Source organism: Moorella thermoacetica, from assembly GCF_001267405.1.
Lineage (GTDB): Bacteria > Bacillota > DSM-521 > Neomoorellales > Neomoorellaceae > Neomoorella > Neomoorella thermoacetica.
Genome location: NZ_CP012369.1, coordinates 478,753 through 498,911 on the forward strand (window position 1 = coordinate 478,753; position 20,159 = coordinate 498,911).

General features: G+C 58.0%; 21 protein-coding genes and 1 other annotated feature. All 21 genes read left to right on the forward strand.

All coding sequences use genetic code 11. The features are described from left to right. Nucleotides 1–49 precede the first annotated feature (49 nt). The 21 genes from minC to obgE all read left to right on the forward strand — a co-directional run bounded on the left by minC (nucleotide 50) and on the right by obgE (nucleotide 19,966). Nucleotides 50–505 carry a septum site-determining protein MinC gene (gene minC, locus MOTHE_RS02385; protein ID WP_162490023.1) on the forward strand — a complete coding sequence of 152 codons (456 nt, stop codon included), beginning with the start codon at nucleotides 50–52 and terminating at the stop codon, nucleotides 503–505. 21 nt (nucleotides 506–526) lie between these two features. Beyond that, nucleotides 527–1,318 (forward strand): septum site-determining protein MinD, encoded by a 792-nt coding sequence (gene minD / locus MOTHE_RS02390; RefSeq protein WP_011392079.1) that lies wholly within the window; start codon nucleotides 527–529, stop codon nucleotides 1,316–1,318. 18 nt (nucleotides 1,319–1,336) lie between these two features. After that, entirely contained in the window at nucleotides 1,337–1,633 is a 297-nt protein-coding gene (gene minE, locus MOTHE_RS02395; RefSeq protein WP_011392080.1) for a cell division topological specificity factor MinE, read from the forward strand. 114 nt (nucleotides 1,634–1,747) lie between these two features. Next, the gene (gene rodA / locus MOTHE_RS02400; RefSeq protein WP_011392081.1) at nucleotides 1,748–2,884 is read left to right on the forward strand and encodes a rod shape-determining protein RodA; all 1,137 of its coding nucleotides are present in this window, start codon (nucleotides 1,748–1,750) and stop codon (nucleotides 2,882–2,884) included. A 113-nt stretch (nucleotides 2,885–2,997) separates the two neighbouring features. Next, on the forward strand, nucleotides 2,998–3,282 hold the full coding sequence (groES, locus tag MOTHE_RS02405) for a co-chaperone GroES (RefSeq protein ID WP_011392082.1): 285 nt from the start codon (nucleotides 2,998–3,000) through the stop codon (nucleotides 3,280–3,282). Between the two features lie 40 nt (nucleotides 3,283–3,322). Then, nucleotides 3,323–4,942 carry a chaperonin GroEL gene (groL, locus tag MOTHE_RS02410; protein WP_011392083.1) on the forward strand — a complete coding sequence of 540 codons (1,620 nt, stop codon included), beginning with the start codon at nucleotides 3,323–3,325 and terminating at the stop codon, nucleotides 4,940–4,942. A gap of 299 nt (nucleotides 4,943–5,241) precedes the next feature. Further along, nucleotides 5,242–5,832, forward strand: a complete 591-nt coding sequence (gene thiE / locus MOTHE_RS02415) for a thiamine phosphate synthase (RefSeq protein WP_080996764.1) — start codon at nucleotides 5,242–5,244, stop codon at nucleotides 5,830–5,832. A 133-nt stretch (nucleotides 5,833–5,965) separates the two neighbouring features. Next, nucleotides 5,966–6,700, forward strand: a complete 735-nt coding sequence (locus tag MOTHE_RS02420) for a M23 family metallopeptidase (RefSeq protein WP_011392085.1) — start codon at nucleotides 5,966–5,968, stop codon at nucleotides 6,698–6,700. Nucleotides 6,701–6,703: 3 nt separating this feature from the next. Further along, a complete protein-coding gene (locus MOTHE_RS02425; protein WP_011392086.1) occupies nucleotides 6,704–7,585 on the forward strand; it encodes a M50 family metallopeptidase in 882 nt (293 codons plus the stop codon). Between the two features lie 262 nt (nucleotides 7,586–7,847). Next, nucleotides 7,848–8,192, forward strand: a complete 345-nt coding sequence (locus MOTHE_RS02430; RefSeq protein WP_011392087.1) for a P-II family nitrogen regulator — start codon at nucleotides 7,848–7,850, stop codon at nucleotides 8,190–8,192. A 28-nt stretch (nucleotides 8,193–8,220) separates the two neighbouring features. Beyond that, on the forward strand, nucleotides 8,221–9,681 hold the full coding sequence (locus MOTHE_RS02435; protein ID WP_011392088.1) for a nitrogenase component I subunit alpha: 1,461 nt from the start codon (nucleotides 8,221–8,223) through the stop codon (nucleotides 9,679–9,681). Next, on the forward strand, nucleotides 9,672–10,226 hold the full coding sequence (locus tag MOTHE_RS02440) for a beta/alpha barrel domain-containing protein (RefSeq protein WP_011392089.1): 555 nt from the start codon (nucleotides 9,672–9,674) through the stop codon (nucleotides 10,224–10,226). Before MOTHE_RS02435 ends, MOTHE_RS02440 begins: the two co-directional genes overlap by 10 nt. A gap of 116 nt (nucleotides 10,227–10,342) precedes the next feature. Beyond that, nucleotides 10,343–12,076: an NAD+ synthase gene (locus MOTHE_RS02445; RefSeq protein WP_011392090.1), complete on the forward strand. Its 1,734-nt coding sequence runs from the start codon at nucleotides 10,343–10,345 to the stop codon at nucleotides 12,074–12,076. 287 nt (nucleotides 12,077–12,363) lie between these two features. Beyond that, nucleotides 12,364–14,226 (forward strand): TIGR03960 family B12-binding radical SAM protein, encoded by a 1,863-nt coding sequence (locus MOTHE_RS02450; RefSeq protein WP_053095206.1) that lies wholly within the window; start codon nucleotides 12,364–12,366, stop codon nucleotides 14,224–14,226. Beyond that, nucleotides 14,204–14,869: a TIGR03936 family radical SAM-associated protein gene (locus tag MOTHE_RS02455; RefSeq protein WP_011392092.1), complete on the forward strand. Its 666-nt coding sequence runs from the start codon at nucleotides 14,204–14,206 to the stop codon at nucleotides 14,867–14,869. The genes MOTHE_RS02450 and MOTHE_RS02455 overlap by 23 nt, the downstream gene beginning before the upstream one ends. A gap of 32 nt (nucleotides 14,870–14,901) precedes the next feature. Continuing rightward, nucleotides 14,902–16,590 carry an Rne/Rng family ribonuclease gene (locus tag MOTHE_RS02460; protein WP_011392093.1) on the forward strand — a complete coding sequence of 563 codons (1,689 nt, stop codon included), beginning with the start codon at nucleotides 14,902–14,904 and terminating at the stop codon, nucleotides 16,588–16,590. Between the two features lie 43 nt (nucleotides 16,591–16,633). Next, nucleotides 16,634–16,705 (forward strand) — a sequence feature (ribosomal protein L21 leader region). A 10-nt stretch (nucleotides 16,706–16,715) separates the two neighbouring features. Next, nucleotides 16,716–17,030, forward strand: coding sequence for a 50S ribosomal protein L21 (rplU, locus tag MOTHE_RS02465; RefSeq protein WP_011392094.1), 315 nt, complete (start codon nucleotides 16,716–16,718; stop codon nucleotides 17,028–17,030). After that, a complete protein-coding gene (locus MOTHE_RS02470) occupies nucleotides 17,027–17,371 on the forward strand; it encodes a ribosomal-processing cysteine protease Prp (protein ID WP_011392095.1) in 345 nt (114 codons plus the stop codon). The genes rplU and MOTHE_RS02470 overlap by 4 nt, the downstream gene beginning before the upstream one ends. A gap of 162 nt (nucleotides 17,372–17,533) precedes the next feature. After that, on the forward strand, nucleotides 17,534–17,800 hold the full coding sequence (gene rpmA / locus MOTHE_RS02475) for a 50S ribosomal protein L27 (protein WP_053095207.1): 267 nt from the start codon (nucleotides 17,534–17,536) through the stop codon (nucleotides 17,798–17,800). A 107-nt stretch (nucleotides 17,801–17,907) separates the two neighbouring features. Further along, nucleotides 17,908–18,444: a Spo0B domain-containing protein gene (locus tag MOTHE_RS02480; protein ID WP_011392097.1), complete on the forward strand. Its 537-nt coding sequence runs from the start codon at nucleotides 17,908–17,910 to the stop codon at nucleotides 18,442–18,444. Between the two features lie 250 nt (nucleotides 18,445–18,694). After that, nucleotides 18,695–19,966, forward strand: coding sequence for a GTPase ObgE (obgE, locus tag MOTHE_RS02485; protein WP_011392098.1), 1,272 nt, complete (start codon nucleotides 18,695–18,697; stop codon nucleotides 19,964–19,966). The last annotated feature ends 193 nt before the right edge of the window (nucleotides 19,967–20,159 follow it).

A 20,159-nucleotide genomic window follows, 5' to 3' on the forward strand; every position in this document is an offset into this window, starting at 1 on the left:
AAATAACTAAGCCGAAGCGGATTTTGCTGCCTGGTATTTAAGGAGGAAAATGGACGTGCTTTCAGCAAATGAAGGCGAAACCAGCGCCGGCATTTCCCAAGGGGCGATTCCGTCTGGTACCAGGGCTCAGCCCGGGAAGGACAACCATACCTTCCTGGTTTGCCGCACGGTGCGCTCGGGACAGGTAATCAAGTACCCTGGTAATGTCGTGGTCATGGGGGATGTTCACCCGGGAGGTGAAGTCGTAGCTACTGGTCACGTAATTATTATGGGTACTTTAAAGGGAGTAGTTCATGCCGGCGCCGAGGGTAATGAAAAGGCCGTCGTCCTGGCCTTTCACCTGCAGCCCACCCAGCTGCGGATTGCCGGCTACATAGGCAGGGCTCCCGATGATGGGGATAATACCGGGACCGGCGGGCCGGAAATGGCCCGGGTACAAGATGATACGGTTGTTATCGAGAAGTACCAGCCCGGTAACGAAAAGCGCTGGTTGACCCAATCATGACGCAGAAAGAGGAGGAACAAAATGGGCGAAGTGATCGTCATCACTTCCGGTAAAGGCGGGGTTGGCAAAACGACTACTACCGCCAACCTGGGCACCGGCCTGGCCAGCCTGGGGAAAAAGGTCGTCCTGGTTGATACCGATATCGGGTTAAGAAACCTGGACGTGGTAATGGGCCTGGAAAACCGGATTGTCTATGATCTGATCGATGTGGTTGAAGGACGTTGCCGTTTAAAACAGGCTTTGATTAAAGATAAGCGGCTGGAAAATCTCTATCTGTTGCCGGCCAACCAGACCAGGGACAAGACGGCCGTCAGCCGCCAGCAGATGATCGATTTAACCTCCCAGCTGCGGGAGGAGTTCGAATTCGTCCTCATTGACTGTCCGGCCGGCATTGAGATGGGCTTTAAAAACGCCATTGCCGGAGCTGAAAAAGCCCTGGTGGTTACGACACCGGAGGTTGCCGCCGTGCGCGACGCCGACCGGATTATCGGCCTGCTGGAGGCGGCGGAAATGGAACCCCCCCGCCTGATTATCAACCGCCTGCGGCCCGACATGGTTCGCAAGGGTGACATGATGGATATCGAGGACATGCTGGAGATCCTGGCCATCGATCTCATAGGTGTGGTGCCGGAGGACCAGTATATTGTCATCTCCACCAACCGGGGTGAACCCGCCATCCTGGACAAGCATTCCCGGGCCGGACAGGCTTACCGCAATATCTCGCGGCGTCTCCTGGGGGAAGAAATTCCCTTTATTAATTGGGAATCCGGCGGTTTCATGTCCCGGATCAAAAAACTCATGGGCCTGGGCTAGGGAAGGAGGCGCATTTAATTGCTGGAGTTTTTACTGCGCTTTTTTGGCCGTGATACCGCGAGCAGTAAGAAGGTAGCCAAAGAACGCCTGCGCCTGGTCCTGGTCCATGACCGGGCCGGGGTTTCCCCCCACCTTCTGGAATCCCTGAAGAACGATCTAATCAAGGTGATCTCGGAATACCTGGATATCGACACCGACGGGCTGGAGGTCAGCCTCACCCACGAGAATGACGCCGTGGCCCTGGTGGCCAATATCCCCATCCTGCGGGTGAAGCGCACCTTTAAAAGTGTCCAGGAGCCGGCCTTTAAGGTATGAGACGGTCCCCCTTTCGGGAGGGGGATTTCCTTTTGCCGGCAGGCCTGTGGGATTTTGTTATGGTCCTGGTGCCGTGCCTATAATATAATGGAGGGGTGAAGGCGGGGGAAATTAATGTTTGAGCGCAGACTATGGCGAAACCTCGATTATTATTTTGTTGGCGGCGTTATCGCCCTGCTGGCCATCGGCCTGGTGGTCTTGAATAGTGCTTCAGCTAATGTAATGCCTGATCCCTATTACTTTGTGAAAAAACAGCTCATCTGGATCTTATTCGGTCTGGTGGGACTTGTCGCTGTCCTATCTATTGACTATGAGCAGCTCAAGCACTACCACCTGCCCCTCTATGTTTTGAATATAATCATGCTGGCGGCTGTAGCCCTGGTAGGCCATGAAGCCAAGGGAGCCCAGCGCTGGATTAACCTGGGTTTTTTCCTCCTGCAACCTTCGGAGTTTGCCAAGACCATCACCGTTATTACCCTGGCCTGTTTCCTCGATAAACGCCAGGGTAAGCTCAACTGCTGGCAGGACCTGGTGGTCCCTTTTCTCTATGTGGCTGTTCCCCTGGTTTTGATTTTAAAGCAACCCGACCTGGGTACCGCCCTGGTGCTCCTGGCCATCCTCTTTGGCATGCTTTATGTTAGTGGTGCCAACTGGAAACTGTTGCTTATGATCTTCGGCGGCGGCCTGTTGCTTACCGGGCTGGCTCTCTTTGCCCATTTCCATTTCGGCCTGCCCCTGCCCTTGCAGGACTATCAGATGCGGCGGCTGGTAGTTTTTCTCAATCCCTATAACGACGGCAAGGGAGGGACAGGGGAGGGTTACCACGTCATCCAGTCCCAGATTGCCATCGGTTCCGGCGGTTGGTGGGGGGTAGGCCTGCACCAGGGCTCCCAGGTCCAGCTCAACTTCCTGCCCGAGGCCCACACAGACTTTATCTTTTCCGTGGTGGGCGAGGAGCTGGGGTTTGTCCGGACGGTAGGTATTATTGCCCTGTATTTTCTGGTCCTTTACCGTATGATTCGGATCGCCGGCCAGGCCAAGGATATGTTTGGGGCCCTGCTGGTGGGCGGGGTAGCCTCCATGTTTGCCTTTCACATCCTGGTCAACGTTGGTATTACGACGGGTATTATGCCGGTGACTGGGATCCCTTTGCCCCTCTTCAGTTACGGCGGCAGTGCCATGCTGGCCAATATGCTGGCCCTGGGGCTGGTTCTCAATGTTAACCTCAGAAGGCAAAAAATACTTTTTTAGAGGTTACTCTATTGACAAGGGGTAACCCCTTGTGTATATTAGTAATTGGCTGTTAGCACTTGAGTCCGGTGAGTGCTAACAAACCCCCAGCTCATGAAAGGAGGAGTTTTTACATGCTCAAACCACTTGCCGACCGGGTTGTCATCAAGGTCCTATCCAGCGAGGAAAAAACCCAGGGAGGTATTGTCTTACCGGATACCGCCAAGGAAAAGCCCCAGGAAGGGGAAGTAATCGCCGTTGGGCCGGGCAAAATCCTGGATAATGGCACCAGGGTAGCGCCGGAAGTCAAAAAAGGCGATGTGGTGGTATTTGCCAAGTATAGCGGCACCGAAGTAAAGTATGAGGGCCAGGAATACTTGATCATCCGCGACAGCGACATCCTGGCAATTAAAGAATAAGTAAACCTAGTAAATTTACCTGTTAAAGGAGGTAGTACCTATGGCTGCTAAACAGCTGGCCTTTGATGTAGAAGCCAGGCGGGCCCTGGAAAAGGGCGTCAGCACCGTTGCCCAAGCAGTGAAGGTGACCTTGGGCCCCAAGGGACGCAATGTGGTTTTGGAGCGTAAATTCGGTTCCCCGGTAATTACCAAAGACGGGGTAACCGTTGCTAAAGAAATCGAATTAAAGGATCCCTACGAGAACATGGGTGCCCAGCTCTGCCGGGAAGTGGCCTCCAAGACCAACGACGTGGCGGGCGATGGGACAACTACAGCTACCGTCCTGGCCCAGGCCATTATGCTGGAGGGCTTAAAGAATGTAGCCGCCGGTGCCAATCCCATTTTCGTCAAGAAGGGTATTGACCGGGCAGTTGAAACCGTAGTAGACGAAATCAAGAAGATCAGCATCCCGGTGGAGTCCAAGGAAAGTATCGCCCATGTAGCCTCCATTGCTGCCAACGAACGTGAGATCGGCGAACTCATTGCCGATGCCATGGAGAAGGTTGGCAAAGACGGCGTCATCACCGTGGAAGAATCCAAGGGTACTGCTACCACTGTTGAGGTAGTAGAAGGTATGGAATTCGACCGCGGTTATGTATCACCGTACTTTGTGACCAATACTGAAGCCATGGAAGCTGAGTTTGAGGAACCCTATATACTTATCCATGAAAAGAAGATCTCGGCCATCAACGACCTCCTGCCCCTGCTGGAGAAAGTCGTCCGTACCGGCAAACCCCTGGTAATTATTGCCGAGGACATTGAAGGCGAGGCCCTCGCCACCCTGGTGGTCAACAAACTGCGGGGCACCCTGAACTGCGCTGCCGTCAAAGCCCCTGGTTTTGGCGATCGCCGCAAGGCCATGATGGAGGATATCGCCATCCTCACCGGCGGCACCTTCCTCTCCGAAGACCTGGGGGTCAAGCTGGAGAACGTCGACCTGAATATGCTTGGTCGGGCCAAGAAGGTTAAAATTGCCAAGGAGAAGACCACCATCGTTGAGGGCTACGGCAAGAAAGAGGCTGTTGACGGCCGGATAGCCCAGATTAAGAAACAAATCGAAGAAACCGACTCCGATTACGACCGCGAGAAATTGCAGGAGCGTCTGGCCAAGCTGGCCGGTGGCGTGGCCGTCATCCGTGTTGGTGCGGCTACCGAAACTGAACTGAAGGAAAAGAAACACCGGGTTGAAGACGCCCTGGCAGCTACCCGGGCGGCCGTTGAAGAGGGTATCGTTCCCGGTGGCGGTGCTACCCTGGTACACGCCATCCCGGCCGTGGAAAAGATCCAGGCCGAGGGTGACGAGGCTGTCGGTGTCAGGATTGTCCGCCGGGCTCTGGAAGAACCCCTGCGCCAGATTGCAGCCAATGCTGGTCTGGAAGGTTCGGTTATTGTTGAGCGGGTACGCAGCGAGCAACCCGGTATCGGCTTTGACGCCGTGAAGGAGGAGTATGTGGACATGATTAAGGCCGGTATCGTTGACCCGGCCAAGGTCACCCGCAGCGCCCTCCAGAACGCGGCCAGCATCGCCTCCATGCTCTTGACTACCGAGGCCATTATCGCCGAAATTCCCAAGGAAGAAAAAGCGCCTGCCATGCCGCCCGGTGGCGGAATGGATTACTAAAAGGCCGGCAGGGCCGGGGATAAACCCCGGCCTTCTTTGTTTATCCCGGGGCCCATACCCGCACTAAGAGCGAAAATATTTACGCTATTTAAGGGAAAGCCCCCCGGATTATCTTTGCAACCAGGTATTCACCATGTTAAATTATAAATAATTAAACCGGAGGGGCTCCTGTTAGGGGCCGAGAAAGGGCTAGTGAGCACCTGACCCGTTGACCTGATCAGGGTAATGCCTGGGTGTTCTTCCAAAAGAGGGCACCGGTTTTTTGTTAAGGGGGGATACGCCTGGCCTGGCTCTATGTCATCAGCAACCGCCGCCTAGGGGGCAGCAGGTCCCTGGTAGATCTGGCTGCCGGTATGGCGGGCGCCGACTACTTCCAGCTGCGGGAGAAGGATCTCCCTGCCGGAGAACTTTATAATCTGGCCCGGGAGATAAAACGTGTTTTGCCTTCGCGGGTGCGCCTGATCATCAATGACCGTCTGGACGTCGCTATGGCCGCCGGGGCCGACGGGGTCCACCTGGGTGAGGCCTCCTTGCCCACGGATGTGGCCCGCCGGTTGCTGGGGCCGGGAAAAATACTGGGTGTCTCCGTCCACAGCGTTGCTGCCGCCAGGCAGGCAGCGGCAGCCGGGGCCGACTACCTGCTCTTCGGCCATATCTTTCCCACAGCCTCCAAAGAGAGCCTCCCCCCGCGCGGGCTGGTCTCCTTAAGGGAAGTTGCCGCCAGTGTTGGTATACCAATTTTCGCCCTGGGGGGCATCACGGTAGACCGGGTCGCCAGCTGCCTGGCTGCCGGCGCCGGGGGCGTGGCCGTCATGTCGGGTGTCATGGCGGCCGCCGACCCGGCGGGGGCAGTCGCCGCCTACCGGAAGGCCCTGGACATGGTGGGGTAAGGAGTCAAGACAGGTGCAGGTAAGAATTAACGGTGAACCCGTGGAGGTGGGGTCAGGAAAATAGATTAGTCATAGCTCCCCCGGCCGGGCATATAAATATAACAAAGAAAATGCTTGTCCGGGGGGACGTGCGGTGCGCGACAACTGGGACTGGGAAGAGATCAAAGGTGAACCCCTCGGTGGGTGGTCCGGGCCGGCGCGGACCCTGCCACCGTCGCGGTATCCTCGTCGCTGGTTGCGGCAGGCCGTAGTTGCCGGCCTGCTCTGGCTCGGTATTACCCTCTTGTTCCGGCTGGAGGGCCCCGGGGTGCAGCAGTTGCAGGTGGGGTTACGCCACTACTTGGCCGACCCCACGGCCGATTATACAGCCGTGGTGGCCAGTGCGGTACGTTCGGGTATGTGGATGGATGCCTATGACCGGTGGGTTTTTCATACTCTGAAAAACCCGGCCGCCGCTGTCCCAACAACGGCCAACCCTTCCCGGGTGGTCATGGCCCTGCCTCTTTCAGGGCAGATCACCCGCCCCTACGGGCGAGTAGAAGAAGACAACCAGCAGTACTTCCATAACGGTATCGATATCCGGGCTGACGGGGAGACGGCCGTTAGGGCCGCTCTGGACGGGCGCGTCGTCAGGGTGGGGGAAGACCCGGTTTTAGGATTGGTAGTAGAGATTGACCACGGCCAGGGCCTGGTAACGGTGTATGGCACCTTGGGCCAGGTCAAGGTTACCAGGGGCCAGGAGGTATCCAGGGGAACAGTAATCGCTACCCTGACCGCTGGCAAGTCAGCCCGGCTCCACTTTGAAGTCCGCCAGGACGGCCAGGCGGTAGACCCGGCGCCCTACCTGGGAGCCCAGGATAAGATCTAGACCATGCGTGTCGGCCGGTTGGGTTCGACGACCCTGGTCCTCAATGACTACTTCCTGCTCCTCATGGGCCTTTATTTTCTCCTAGGGGTCCTTCCCCAGGCCCTGCTGCTCTTTGCGGCCGTGGCCTGCCACGAAGGCTGTCACGCCCTGGTGGCCAGCCGCCTGGGCTGGCAGGTCAAGAGCGTGGAACTTTTTCCCTTCGGCGGGGTGTCCCGCCTGTACAGGCCTGCAGGGTGGCGCCTGCGGGAAGAAGCCATCATTGCCCTTTCCGGGCCGGCGGCGAGTTCCCTCCTGGCGGCCGCGGTTACCCTGGCCGTTAATTACGCCAGGCCCGCACCGGTCTGGCTCCTCTTTTTCCGCCAGGTAAACCTGATTCTGGCCCTTTTCAATCTCTGGCCGGGGCTGCCCCTGGACGGTGGCCGTATCTACCGGGCCTTAAGGGCCCGGAGCCACGGCCTGGCCCGGGCTACCCTGGAGGGTTCTTACGGGGGACAACTGCTGGCCGTTTTTCTGGGTATTGGCAGCATCGCCGGCTTTTACCTGCACCTGGTGGACCTGCAGGGCCTGGTCCTGGCCCTCTTTATCTTTTACACAGCGCGGCAGGAGGGGGAGATGGCACCCTATATGTTCTGGCAGGACTTCTGGCGGCAACGGGGTATAAAAAAAGTTAACCCTTCCAGGGCGGGCCGGGTCTTCTGGCTGGTGGCCGACCCGGACCTACCTTTAAGCCGGGTGATCCGCTCATTTGCCCCGGACTCCTTTAACCTGGTGGCCATAGTGGGTCGGAAGGGCGGACTGGAGGGGATCGTTACAGAAACGGAAATTCTGGAGGAACTCCTCTCCGGCGGGAGTGCCACCACCCTCACCAGCTTGCTTAAAAAATAACTTCTTTTTGGAAGTCAAAGGCAAAAAGCTATTGACATCCGGTGGCGGTGCCGCTATACTACATTTAAGTATAGATACAGGGTCGTATCTATTACGGCGAAGACGCCTTAAACGGGTAAAAGCCCGTTAAAGGCGTTTTTTATTTACCCCGGCACAGCTAAATATCCCATCAAAGGCGAGGAACTGGCGAAGGCGCTTTTCAGGGGCATGGGCTTCTGAAAGAGCGCCTTTTTTGTATCAGTATCAGTCTCAGCCGGCAAAGGTGCCGTATCCCTATGGGGGTGCGGCATTTTTTATATCACAAGCTGTACTGGGTTTTCCCGGCCTGACCGCCTGTAAAGTGCTGGGACGGGGGAAACAAAAGGGCATCCTGGGGGAAGTCACCTTCAATGTCAGCCCGGAACTGCAAAAGCAGGAAGGGGCCATGAAATATGTTCCCAAGAGAGTGATCTCCCTGGTTGTTGCTGACAAAGACGTACCCTTAGTAGTGGCCGTGTTAATAAAAATCAACCGTACCGGGAAGGTCGGGGACGGGCGCATCTTTGTCTGCCCGGTAGAAGAAGCGGTGCGGATACGTACGGGCGAAAGGGGCCAGGCTGCCCTGTGATTGCAAGTAGTAAAGGGGGAAGGAAACCATGCCCATGGTAAAAATGAAGTGCGACGAGCTCATTCCCGAACGGTATAAGCATATTTACTACACGGAAAAAGGGCGGTCCGTCATTCCAGCCTGCAATATCGCCACCATTCCCGGAGATATGACGGAACGCGGGTGTGCCTTCGCCGGTGCCCGGGGCGTAATAGGTGGGCCCATTGCCGATGTTATTGCTATGGTTCATGCACCCGTAGGGTGCGCCTGGTATACCTGGGGTACCCGCCGCCACCTGTCCGACCTCTATACCTGGGCCACTCCCACCCGCCTCACCAATGTGGCCTTTAACCGGCGCTACTGCGTCTGTACCGACATGCAGGAGAAAGACGTGGTTTTCGGTGGCATAAAAAAGCTGGAGCAGGCCTGCCTGGAGGCCATCAGGCTCTTCCCCGAAGCGAAGGGGTTGATTATTTTCACCACCTGTACCACCGGCCTCATCGGTGACGATGTCCAGGCGGTGGCCCGGAGCGTGGAAAAGAAGACCGGCCGGCTGGTCTTCACCGCCGAATCCCCCGGCTGCTCCGGGGTGAGCCAGTCCAAAGGGCACCACGACTTCAACATCCAGTTTTACCGCCAGGTACGCAGTTTAAGGGAGCGGCGGCCGGAATTAAAGATGCCCGAAACAGAGAAAACCCCGTACGATATTTGCCTCATTGGCGACTATAACATGGACTGGGACTTAAAGGCGATACGTCCCCTGTTTGAAAAGATGGGTTTGCGTATCGTGGCCGTTTTCTCAGGGAATGAACGCATCGAAAACCTGGTCAAGATGCCGGACGTCAAATTGAACGTGGTCCACTGCCAGCGCTCCGCCGAATATATCGCCCATATAGAGAAGGACGGCTATAACATCCCCTTTATACGGGTCTCTCTCTACGGTATCGAGCAGACCTGTAAGGCCCTGCGGGAAACGGCTGCTTTCTTCGGCCTGGAGGAGCGGGCCGAAGCGGTGATTGCCGAAGAGATGGCCCGGGTGGAAAAGAGCCTGGCCTTTTACCGTGAGAAGCTCCAGGGTAAGCGGGTGGCCATCTATGTGGGCGGGCCGCGGGTCTGGCACTGGATCAAATTGATGGAGGAACTGGGCATGCAGGTGGTGGCAGTAGCCTGCACCTTTGCCCACGAAGACGACTACGAAAAGATCAATGCCCGGGCGCCGGAGGGGATGCTGGTCATCGACGCCCCCAATGAGTTTGAGCTTGAAGAGATGCTCACGTCAACTAAACCCGATCTCTTTTTAACTGGCTTGAAGGAGAAATATCTGGGGCGCAAAATGGGTATTCCCACGGTGAATTCCCACTCCTACGAGAAGGGCCCCTATGAGGGGTTTGCCGGCATGGTTAATTTCGCCCGGGATATCTACCAGGGCATATACGCCCCGGTATGGAAGTTCCAGTGGGGCCTCGACAGCACGCCGGGTATGACGGGGAGGGATGAGCAATGCAGTTAAAGGAAATTCCTATCACCGGCATTCCCTATGACCAGCTGTATATTGAGAAGCTTCCTGCCACGCCGGAGTATTGCCGGCGGCCGGCGGAACTCCTGCCTGCCGGCAACCGGAGCGTGGTTGTCAATCCCAACCGCACCTGTATGCCCCTGGGAGCCATGTGGGGCGCGCATCTCTCCCGGTTAAAGGAGAAGGTGGACCTGGAGCTGGAGTTCCACGGGCATAACGACTTCGGCCTGGCCACGGCCAACGCCCTGGCGGCCGTCAGGGCCGGCGTTCGCTGGATTGACACCACCGTCGGCGGCCTGGGTGAAAGGGCCGGTAATACCTCCCTGGAGGAACTCTACCGGGTCCTGACGCGGCTTTTTGACCTGGACCCCGGCCTGAACTCCCGTTACCTCCCCGGACTGGAACGCTACGTGACCCGGGCGGCAGGTCGCCTGCCACCGGCACCAGTTGATAACGTCCCTGAAGGTCCCACTTTTCCCCGGCCGCCGGCACCCCGCGGCCCGAGGGTAGCGACGGGGAACCTTGCGCTCTTCAACTGATTTTGCTAAAATAATACTGGAAGAATATTAAAGGCGATATACCCCGGTCCCGCCCCAGAGCGGGAACGGGGGTTTTTTATGATGGCGGTCCCACGTTTACGAAGGAAGGGAAGCCTATGCGCATAGCCATGGCCCAGCTCGATCCTACTATCGGAGATATAGGGGGCAGCCTGGCTAAAATCCGGCAGGCGGTGGCTGAAGCCCGGCAACACGGCGCCGGGCTGGTGATATTTCCCGAACTGGCTGTAACCGGTTACCCGCCCCGGGATCTTCTATGCCGGCATGACTTTCTGGAAAGGGTGGAGAGGGCCCTGGCGGAAGATATAGCCCCCTTGAGCCGGGAGACGGCTATTATTATCGGCGCCCCGGTCCGGGGGAGGGGGAATCCGGCTTTCCTGTATAACGCCGCCCTTCTCTATAGCGGGGGAGAACTCTGCGGCCGTCAGGACAAGAGCCTGCTGCCGAACTACGACGTTTTTGATGAAAGCCGTTATTTCAAGCCGGCGACACGGCGCCTGCCGGTGTTCCTGGAAGGGCTGCGTCTGGGCCTGACCATTTGCGAGGATATCTGGAACGACAAGGACTACTGGAACCGGCAGTTATATGATATTGACCCTGTAGCCGAGATGCTGGCTCAGGGGGCGGAAATCCTCATCAATATCTCCGCTTCCCCCTATCACTACGGGAAAATTGCCTTGCGCGCGGATATGCTCCGGAGTCTCGCCCGCAAGTACGGCCGCCCCATTCTCTATATCAACCAGGTCGGGGGCAATGATGAACTGATCTTTGACGGCACCAGCCTGGCTATAGACGCCAACGGCAACGTAGTCTCCCTGGCCGCCAGCTTTGCCGAGGACCTGGTACTCTTGGATTTAGAACGGCCGCAGGCCGGGGCGGCTTTAACCCTGAAACCGGTTAAAAGGGCCCGTCCCGGTGCGATACCGGCCGGCGTGGCACCGGAGGCTGGCCGGAACGAAACGGAATTCCTGACCGGGGAAGAAATCGTAATTAGCGAGGACATCAGCTATGTCTACCGGGCCCTGGTCCTGGGTATCGCCGACTACCTCCATAAGACCGGTTTCCGGAAAGCCCTTGTCGGTTTGAGCGGGGGTATTGATTCCTCGGTTACCGCCGCCCTGGCCGCCGCCGCCATGGGGCCGGAGAATGTCCTGGGGGTGGCCATGCCTTCCCGTTACTCATCCCCCGGTAGCCGTTCCGACGCCCGGAAACTGGCGGCCAACCTGGGTATCGCCTTCCGGGAAATTCCCATTGAGGGTATGTTTAAAGCCTACCTGGAGGCTATGAACGGGGGCGGCCCACCCCGAGGCGACCTGGCGGAAGAGAACGTCCAGGCCCGCATCCGGGGCAATATCCTCATGTTTATCTCCAACCGGGAGGGCTACCTGACCCTGACCACCGGCAACAAATCGGAAATGGCGGTAGGTTACTGCACCCTCTACGGCGATATGTCCGGCGGGCTGGCGGTCCTGGCGGATGTACCTAAGGTCATGGTTTATGACCTGGCCCGTTATATCAACCGGGACAGGGAGATCATCCCGGCAGACGTCCTGGTCAAACCCCCGTCGGCGGAACTGAGGCCAGGCCAGGTGGATCAGGATTCCCTGCCGCCCTATGAGGTCCTGGACGCCATTCTTCAGGCCTACATTGAAGAAGAGAAGTCGGCTGAAGAGATTGCCGGCCGGGGTTTCGATCTCGATCTGGTCCGGGAGATAATCCGTAAAGTCGACCGGGCCGAGTACAAACGCCGTCAGGCGGCACCCGGCCTGCGGGTGACTTCCAAGGCCTTCGGTATGGGCCGCCGGATGCCTATCGCCTGGCGGGTCGGTTAGCAGGGGGTATATTTTTACTCTCTTTCCTGTTATACTAAGGACCAGGAATTAAGGAGTCCCTCATGGGGGCTGACGCCCTCTCCATGAACCGTAAAAATGTGGGTTAAGTCAAGGGGCTGGGGGTACAGGCGGAGGGAGACTTGGCTAGCTTAAGCACCCGAAGCCTGGAGCCTCTACTCTCCAGCCCCTAAAGAAGCTGGAAGGCAATCAAACCAGTAATCACCATTTTTGCCAGAAATCTATTTTCGGATGAGCGTGAGGCGAGGTAATTGCCAGATACTGTTATTATGAAGTTGTTAAGCCAGGTCACCAAACCAGCCCGCTACCTGGGTACGGAATGGAACGCCGTTCATAAGGACTGGGAGGAGAACCCTGCCCGCATGGTTTTTATCTACCCGGACCTTTACGAAGTGGGCATGTCCCACCTGGGGTTGGCCATCCTTTACGGTGCGGTCAATGAACAACCGGGAATGCTTATGGAGCGGGCCTTTGCCCCCGGACCGGATATGGAAGCCCTGTTGCGGGAGAACCACATCCCCCTTTTCAGCCTGGAATCCCATAGGCCCCTGGCTGATTTTGATGTTATCGGCTTCACTCTACAGTATGAAATGAGTTATACTACAATTCTAAATATCCTCGACCTGGCCGGGATCCCCGTGCTGGCAACAGAACGCGGGGCCGGCTATCCTTTAATAATTGGCGGGGGGCCGGGGGTGGCCAATCCAGAGCCGGTTGCCCCCTTTTTTGATTGTTTCCTCCTGGGGGACGGCGAGGAGGCCCTGCCGGAGTTCCTGAACCTGGTGGGCCAGTTAAAAAAGGAGGGACTGTGGGACCATCGCCGTGAGGTCCTGGACCGGATCGCGTCTCTGCCGGGTTTTTACGTACCCTCCTTTTATGATGTGACCTATAATAGCGACGGTACCGTGGCCGCCGTTGTACCCAACCGGCCCGGCATACCGGAACGGGTGTCGAAAAGGGTCCTCCCGGACCTGGACGAGGCTTACTTTCCTACCCGGCCAATTGTCCCCTTCCTGGAGGTCGTTCACGACCGCATTATGCTGGAGGTCATGCGGGGCTGCACCCACGGCTGCCGCTTCTGCCAGGCCGGGGCCATCTACCGCCCGGTGCGGGAAAGGGACCTGGCCGTCCTCCTGCGCCAGGCCGAAGAGCTGGTGCGTCATACCGGCCATGAAGAAATATCCCTCACTTCCCTGAGTACCGCAGATTACTCCCGGGTGGAGGAACTGGCCCGCGCCCTGGTCGCAGCCTATGGGGACCTGGGGGTCAGCGTCTCCCTGCCTTCCCTGCGGGTGGATGCCTTTAGTGTCCGCCTGGCGGACGCCGTCCAGCAGGTGCGTAAAAGCTCCCTTACCTTTGCCCCTGAGGCCGGCAGCCAGCGCCTGCGGGATGTGATTAACAAGGGGGTTACCGAGGACGATATCCTGACGGCCACGGCCGAGGCCTTCCGGGCCGGCTGGCAGGCCATCAAACTCTACTTTATGCTGGGACTGCCGACCGAGGGGGAGGAGGACCTCCAGGGCATTGCCGGCCTGGCCCGGCGGATTCTCTACCAGGGCCGTGAGCTCGCTCCGGGAAAGAAACCGACGGTAACAGTCAGCGTTTCCTCCTTCGTACCCAAGGCCTGGACGGCCTTTCAATGGGAACCTCAGGACCAGGTAGCGGTACTCAAGGAAAAGCAGCAGCTCCTGCGAAACCATATTAAGGGGCCGGGTCTGCGTTTTAACTGGCACGACGCCGAAATAAGTTATATCGAGGCCGTTCTCGCCCGGGGGGACCGGCGCCTGGCCGCGGCCATTATGGCCGCCTGGCGTCGCGGGGCCAGGCTGGAGGGCTGGTCGGAATACTTCAGCTATGCCTGCTGGGAAAGGGCTTTCCAGGAAACAGGCCTTGATCCTGCCTTTTACGCCAACCGGGAACGCCGGGAGGAGGAGGTCTTCCCCTGGGATCACCTGGATTTCGGCGTCAGTAAAACCTTTTTGCTCCGGGAACGCCGGCGGGCGCGGGCCGGCCAGTTGACGGCTGATTGCCGCTCGGGCCGTTGTACCGGCTGTGGCGTTTGCCCGGGCCTGGGGGTTGACCTGCGCCTGAAGGGAGGCCCGGAGGATCGTGCGCCTGCGGATAAAGTATAGTAAAACCGGCCAGATGGCCTTCCTGGGGCACCTGGAAATGCTGCGCCTCTGGCAACGGGCTATGCGCCGGGCCGGGTTACCCGTAGCCATGAGTCAAGGGTTCAATCCCCATCCCCGCCTGGCCTTCGGACCGGCCCTGGCTTTGGGGCTAGAGAGCCTGGCAGAATACCTGGATGTGGAATTAGCGGCGGACCGGGAGCCAGACCGGGTCCAGGTCGAACTCCAGGCGCAACTGCCCCCTGGCCTGGAAATCCTTCTGGTCCGGACCATTCCGGACCAGGCCCCGGCCCTGACGGCAGTCATCGACGTGGCCGCTTATCGGGTCACCTGGCTGAAGGAAGTCGATCCCGGTTTACTCCAGCAACGGGTGGAATCTTTACTGGCCCGGCAGGAAGTCCTGGTGAGGCGTACGGGCAGAGACGGCCGCCCCAGGGTCAAAGATATTCGCCCGGGAATCTTGAAGCTGGTCCTGGACCCCTCCCCGGACTTGGTTATGCTCCTCCAGTGCAGCCAGGCAGGGAGTGTCCGGCCGGAAGAAGTCCTCAAAGCCCTTGCCCTGGAGACCCCGGCCCGGATGGTGCGCACCGGCCTTTTTGCCCGCCGTGGTGACGACCTTCTGGCCCCCGAGGACATTAGCGGCTAATCAAGGGGTTAAATGTAGGAAGGTAGAGATGGGTGCTAAAAGAGATTCTAATTCAGGATGATGCCGAGGAAACGGCCGTGGCCCTCCTGGAAGACGGCCGGTTAATGGAAATCTACCTGGAAAGGGATAGTAACCAGCGCCTCGTTGGCAATATTTATAAGGGCAGGGTGGCCAACGTCCTGCCAGGTATGCAGGCCGCCTTCGTGGATATCGGCCTGGAGAAGAACGCTTTTCTCTTTGTTGATGATACCAGCGGTATTGAGGCCCTGGAAGGTGAGATTGTTTCCCGTTCCCGGCGCCGCATCAGCGACGTCGTCCGGGAGGGGCAGGAGATCCTGGTCCAGGTGGCCAAAGAACCCCAGGGTACCAAAGGGGCCCGGGTTACCACCCAGATAACCCTGCCGGGGCGCTACCTGGTCCTCATGCCCACGGTTAATTATATAGGCGTATCCCGCCGGATTAGCCATGAGGAAGAGCGGGAGAGGTTAAAAAACCTGGCCCGGGCGGTAAAACCCCGGCGCATGGGCCTGATTGTCCGTACCGTAGCTGCCGGGGCGGGCCTGGAAGAACTCCAGGCGGACTGCCAGAACCTTACCCGGACCTGGAAACGCATCCGCCAGGCGGCCCGGCGGAGCAAGGCCCCCCGCCTGGTCCATCACGACGTTGAGCTTTCCCTGCGCATCCTGCGGGACCTGTATGCTGATGACGTCAATCGCCTGGTGGTGAATTCCCCGGCCACCTATGCCAAGGTTCTCGAAGTCCTGGCCGGCCGGGCTCCCAACCTGCGGCAGCGGGTGATTTTAAGGGAGAACGCCGACCTCTTTGCCGTCTACGGGGTACAAAACCAGATCGAGCAGGCCCTGAAACGTAAAGTCTGGCTCAGGTGCGGCGGCTACCTGATCATCGACCAAATGGAAGCCCTGACGGCCATTGATGTCAATACCGGCAAGTATGTCGGCCGCCACAACCTGGCCGAGACGGTGCTGACCACCAACCTGGAGGCAGCCGTCGAGGTGGCCCGCCAGCTGCGGTTGCGGAATATCGGCGGCATCATTGTGGTCGACTTCATCGATATGGATAACCCCCTCCACCGGGAGCAGGTCATCAAAGTTCTGGAAGGTGAGTTGACCAAGGATAAAACAAAGACCCAGATCCTGGGCTTCACCCGCCTGGGGCTCCTGGAAATGACCAGGAAAAAGGCCCAGCAGCGGCTGGAGAGCGTGTTGCAGCAGGATTGTCCTTATTGCCATGGCACCGGCAAGGTCCTTTCAGCGGAAACGGTAACCCTCAAGGCTCGTAAGGAGATCCTGCAACTGGCGGCTGTCAGCAAGGCCCGGGCCATCCTGGCAGAAGCCAATCCAGCCGTGGCGGCGCCCCTCATCGGCGTCGGTGGCGCCAACCTGCGGACGCTGGAGCGGCGGGCCGGTAAGAAATTAATCATCAAGGGGAACGAAAATTTTCACCTGGAGGAAGTACGGCTGCGGGAGCTCTTTGACCGGGAAGAAATCGCCAATCTCTCTACGCCCGTAAAGGTAGGCCAGGTCCTCCAGGTAACCATTGAAGGTGTTCATACGGGCAACGGCGGCGACGGTATCGCCAGGGTAGCCGGTTTCGTCCTGGATATCCCCGGCGGTGCCGCCTACCTGGGACGGGAAGTACCGGTAGAGATAACCCGGGTTTTCCGGACCTATGCCCGGGCGCGGCTACTGGCCAATGCTTGACAGTTAATGGGAGGATGTGTTAAACTGCAGAAAGCGCAGTACCCAAAGTTTTAAACCGCACGCCGCAGGTAGACAAACCACATGGTACCTGGCGGCGGCGAGTCTTAGCCTGGGAGGAATTGCCTGTGTATGCCATTATTATGACCGGCGGCAAGCAATACCGTGTTAGCGAAGGGGACACCCTGCGGGTCGAAAAGCTGCCGGCGGAAGTAGGGGAAAAGGTGGTCCTGGACAAGGTCCTGGCTGTAGGTGAGGGTGCCGACCTGAAGGTAGGTAACCCTTACGTTGAGGGTGCTAAGGTTACGGCCAGTGTTCAGGCCCAGGATAAAGCCCCCAAAATTATCGTCTTCAAGTATAAACCCAAGAAGAATTATCGACGGAAACAGGGACACCGCCAGCCCTACACCCAACTCCAGATCGAAAAAATCGAGATTCAATGATCCGGGTTACCTTCTGGCGGGGTAGGGACGGCGAGCTGGGGGGCTTCAGGGTTACCGGCCATGCCGGTTATGGTCCTAAAGGCGGAGACATAGTCTGCGCCGCCGTGTCGGCCCTGGCCCAGACGGCCGTTTTGGGCCTTGAGGATCAATTGGAAGGTAAACCACAGGTTACCATTAGAGATGGTGACCTCCAGTGCCGTCTACCGGCGGACTTAAGTCCTGCGGGAGCCCGGACAGCCCGGGTGATCCTGAGAACCTTGGAAGTCGGCTTAAACACTATCGCCACCGACTACAGGCCATACGTGCAGGTGGAGTATAAAACATTGACCAGCGAAACTTAAAAGCCACAGGTTGTGACTTACCGTCACCAGCCAAGGTACGAAAATTTCTGGCTGGCAAAGTTCAGGTCCGATCGGCGGAGCGGCTTAAGATTGTGCCAAGACTAATTCTTAGGCTGCACGGCTTTTAATTCTGTTTGCTCGGAGGAGGCAAGGCCAGTGTTCATGGATTTACAACTATTTGCCCATAAAAAAGGTGTCGGCAGCTCCCGTAACGGCCGCGACAGCGAGGCCAAGCGCCTGGGAGTAAAAAAACAAGACGGCCAGCTGGTCAAGGCTGGTAACATCATCGTCCGGCAGCGCGGAACGCGGATTCACCCAGGCCGGAATGTAGGTATAGGTAAAGATGACACCCTCTATGCCCTCATTGACGGTAAAGTTCATTTTGAGCGCAAGGGTCGCGAGAAGAAACAGGTCAGCGTTTACGCTTAAAATCCGGTTCAGGTACCCATCCGGTCGCCAGCCGTCCCTTACAACCCCTGGATTGTTCCAGGGGTTTCTAGTATCGGCTCGTATCCGTATTGAGGGAGGTTTTAGTTATGGCCTGGCAGGCCAGGGAGATTATTTCTTTACTGCGCTGGCAAAGGCATGATTTTCTAAACCACCTCCAGGTTATTTCTGGCTATCTCCAGTTGAAAAAGAACGACCGGGCCCTGGCATACCTGCGGCAGGTAATCGACCAGCTGGAGCAGATCGGCCGGATTATGCACCTCCAAGAGCCGGCTCTGGCCCTGACAGCCCTGGCCAGGATAGAAGGAGCCGTAGCCAGGGGTATCTCCCTGGAAATGAAGATTAGTACCCGCATGGAAAAACTGGCCCTGGAACCGGGAACGGCCAGGGCCCTCTGGGAGGCAGCCTGGGACCTGGCTTTGGCCCTGGCGGGGGATGGTAACACCCTCCGGGTCGAACTTACCAGTGAGGCTGAGGGTTATCGGCTTCTTTTTTACACCCCGGTACCAGCAACGTTACCTGCCGGAGCGGCAGACACCCTGGCTGACCTTACCCGGAGGCAGGAACTGCCATTTACGTGGCAGCCGGAAACCGGTAAGCTGAGCCTTATCTTTAAATCTCGTTAAACGTTAGCTTTCATCGCGGCTTAAACCCTGTCACTGGAAATCCATACTTAGGGACGAGAGTTGTTTTCGGAGGAGCCCCCACAGGGGCTAATGCCCTGGCAGCGAACCATGAAAGTGCAGCTGGCAAGGGACTGGATGGTACAGGCGAAAGGGCGACTTGGTTCGAGGCGTAAGTAAGAAGAAGCTGGAATGCACCTCAACCAGTAATCACCATTTTTGCCAGAAGTCTATTTTCGGAGGAGTCTTCCCCTTGTTTTATGACGAAGCCAAGATTTACGTAAAAGGCGGAGACGGCGGCAATGGCATCGTCGCCTTTCGCCGTGAAAAGTACGTGCCCCGCGGCGGGCCGAACGGGGGTGACGGCGGTCGTGGCGGCAGCGTCATCCTGGAGGCTGATGCCGGGTTGCGCACCCTGGTCGATTTTCGTTACCGCGCCCACTACCGGGCTGAACGGGGCCAGCATGGCCAGGGGAAGAACAAACACGGTCGCAGTGCTCCGGATCTCATTCTGCGGGTTCCGGTCGGGGTAGTCGTCCGGGATGCCACCAGCGGCCAGGTCCTGGCGGACCTGGTAGAAGATGGCCAGCGGGTCGTAGTCGCCGCCGGAGGCAGGGGCGGCCGTGGAAACGCCCGTTTTGTTACCTCTACTGATCGCGCCCCGACCTTTGCCGAAAAGGGTGAACCGGGGGAAGAGCGCTGGCTCGTCCTGGAATTAAAACTCCTGGCCGATGTCGGCTTAATTGGCCTGCCCAACGCCGGCAAATCAACCCTCCTGGCCCGTATCTCGGCTGCCCGGCCGAAGATTGCCGATTATCCCTTTACCACCCTGACGCCCAATCTTGGTGTAGTGCGGCTGGAAGACGGGGATTCCTTCGTCGTTGCCGATATCCCCGGCCTGATAGCCGGCGCCCACCAGGGGGCCGGTCTCGGGCTGAAGTTCCTGCGCCATATCGAGCGGACCAGGGTTCTGGTTCATGTCCTGGATACTTCCCAACCAGGAGAAGACGTTCTGGCCGGCTGGCGGACGGTTAACGACGAACTCGCCCATTACAATCCGGAGCTGGCCCGGCGACCCCAGGTGGTGGCAGCCAATAAAATGGATATCCCAGGGGGGGAGGAAAAGGTGGCGTTTCTTAGAGAACGTCTGGGCGATTCTTACCGTATTTTTCCAATTTCGGCCGCCACCGGCGAAGGCGTCCAGGAACTCCTCTATCATGTGTCCGGCCTGCTGGCCACCCTCCCGCCACCGGCTCCGGTAACGGCTCCAGAAGAAGAAAAGGTGACCGCTTTGGCTCCGGAGGAGCTAACTATCGAACGGGAAGGGCAGGTTTTCATCGTTAAAAACCCGGACGTCGAGCGCCGGGTGGCCATGACTTACCTTGACAATGAAGAAGCCGTGCGCCGGTTGCAGGTTTACCTGAAGCAAAAGGGCGTTGACGACGCCCTGCGGCGAGCCGGCGCCGCCACCGGTGCCATCATCCGCATTGGCAAGTTTGAGTTTGAGTATGTGGAAGAGCCCTAAAGAGGGCCCTTCATAGGAATATCGTTACGCCAGCAAGACGTAGAAATGCGGGCATTAGGAAGGGGTAAAGCAGGTTCCCGCTAACGTCGCAATCGGAGAGTATAAGCTCCGCCCCATACGCGACCAGTACCAGAAGGGAACCAGCCCCACCCGAGAGAGTTGCCATGAGAGCAGCTAAACCATCTTTAAAAGG

Coding starts and splice junctions, on each gene's coding strand:
- minC (WP_162490023.1), top strand. CDS start 50: ATGGACGTGCTTTCAGCAAATGAAGGCGAAACCAGCGCCGGCATTTCC.
- MOTHE_RS02450 (WP_053095206.1), top strand. CDS start 12,364: ATGAAGTTGTTAAGCCAGGTCACCAAACCAGCCCGCTACCTGGGTACG.
- minD (WP_011392079.1), top strand. CDS start 527: ATGGGCGAAGTGATCGTCATCACTTCCGGTAAAGGCGGGGTTGGCAAA.
- MOTHE_RS02435 (WP_011392088.1), top strand. CDS start 8,221: ATGCCCATGGTAAAAATGAAGTGCGACGAGCTCATTCCCGAACGGTAT.
- MOTHE_RS02425 (WP_011392086.1), top strand. CDS start 6,704: ATGCGTGTCGGCCGGTTGGGTTCGACGACCCTGGTCCTCAATGACTAC.
- rodA (WP_011392081.1), top strand. CDS start 1,748: ATGTTTGAGCGCAGACTATGGCGAAACCTCGATTATTATTTTGTTGGC.
- MOTHE_RS02480 (WP_011392097.1), top strand. CDS start 17,908: ATGGCCTGGCAGGCCAGGGAGATTATTTCTTTACTGCGCTGGCAAAGG.
- rpmA (WP_053095207.1), top strand. CDS start 17,534: ATGGATTTACAACTATTTGCCCATAAAAAAGGTGTCGGCAGCTCCCGT.
- groL (WP_011392083.1), top strand. CDS start 3,323: ATGGCTGCTAAACAGCTGGCCTTTGATGTAGAAGCCAGGCGGGCCCTG.
- MOTHE_RS02470 (WP_011392095.1), top strand. CDS start 17,027: ATGATCCGGGTTACCTTCTGGCGGGGTAGGGACGGCGAGCTGGGGGGC.
- MOTHE_RS02440 (WP_011392089.1), top strand. CDS start 9,672: ATGCAGTTAAAGGAAATTCCTATCACCGGCATTCCCTATGACCAGCTG.
- MOTHE_RS02445 (WP_011392090.1), top strand. CDS start 10,343: ATGCGCATAGCCATGGCCCAGCTCGATCCTACTATCGGAGATATAGGG.
- groES (WP_011392082.1), top strand. CDS start 2,998: ATGCTCAAACCACTTGCCGACCGGGTTGTCATCAAGGTCCTATCCAGC.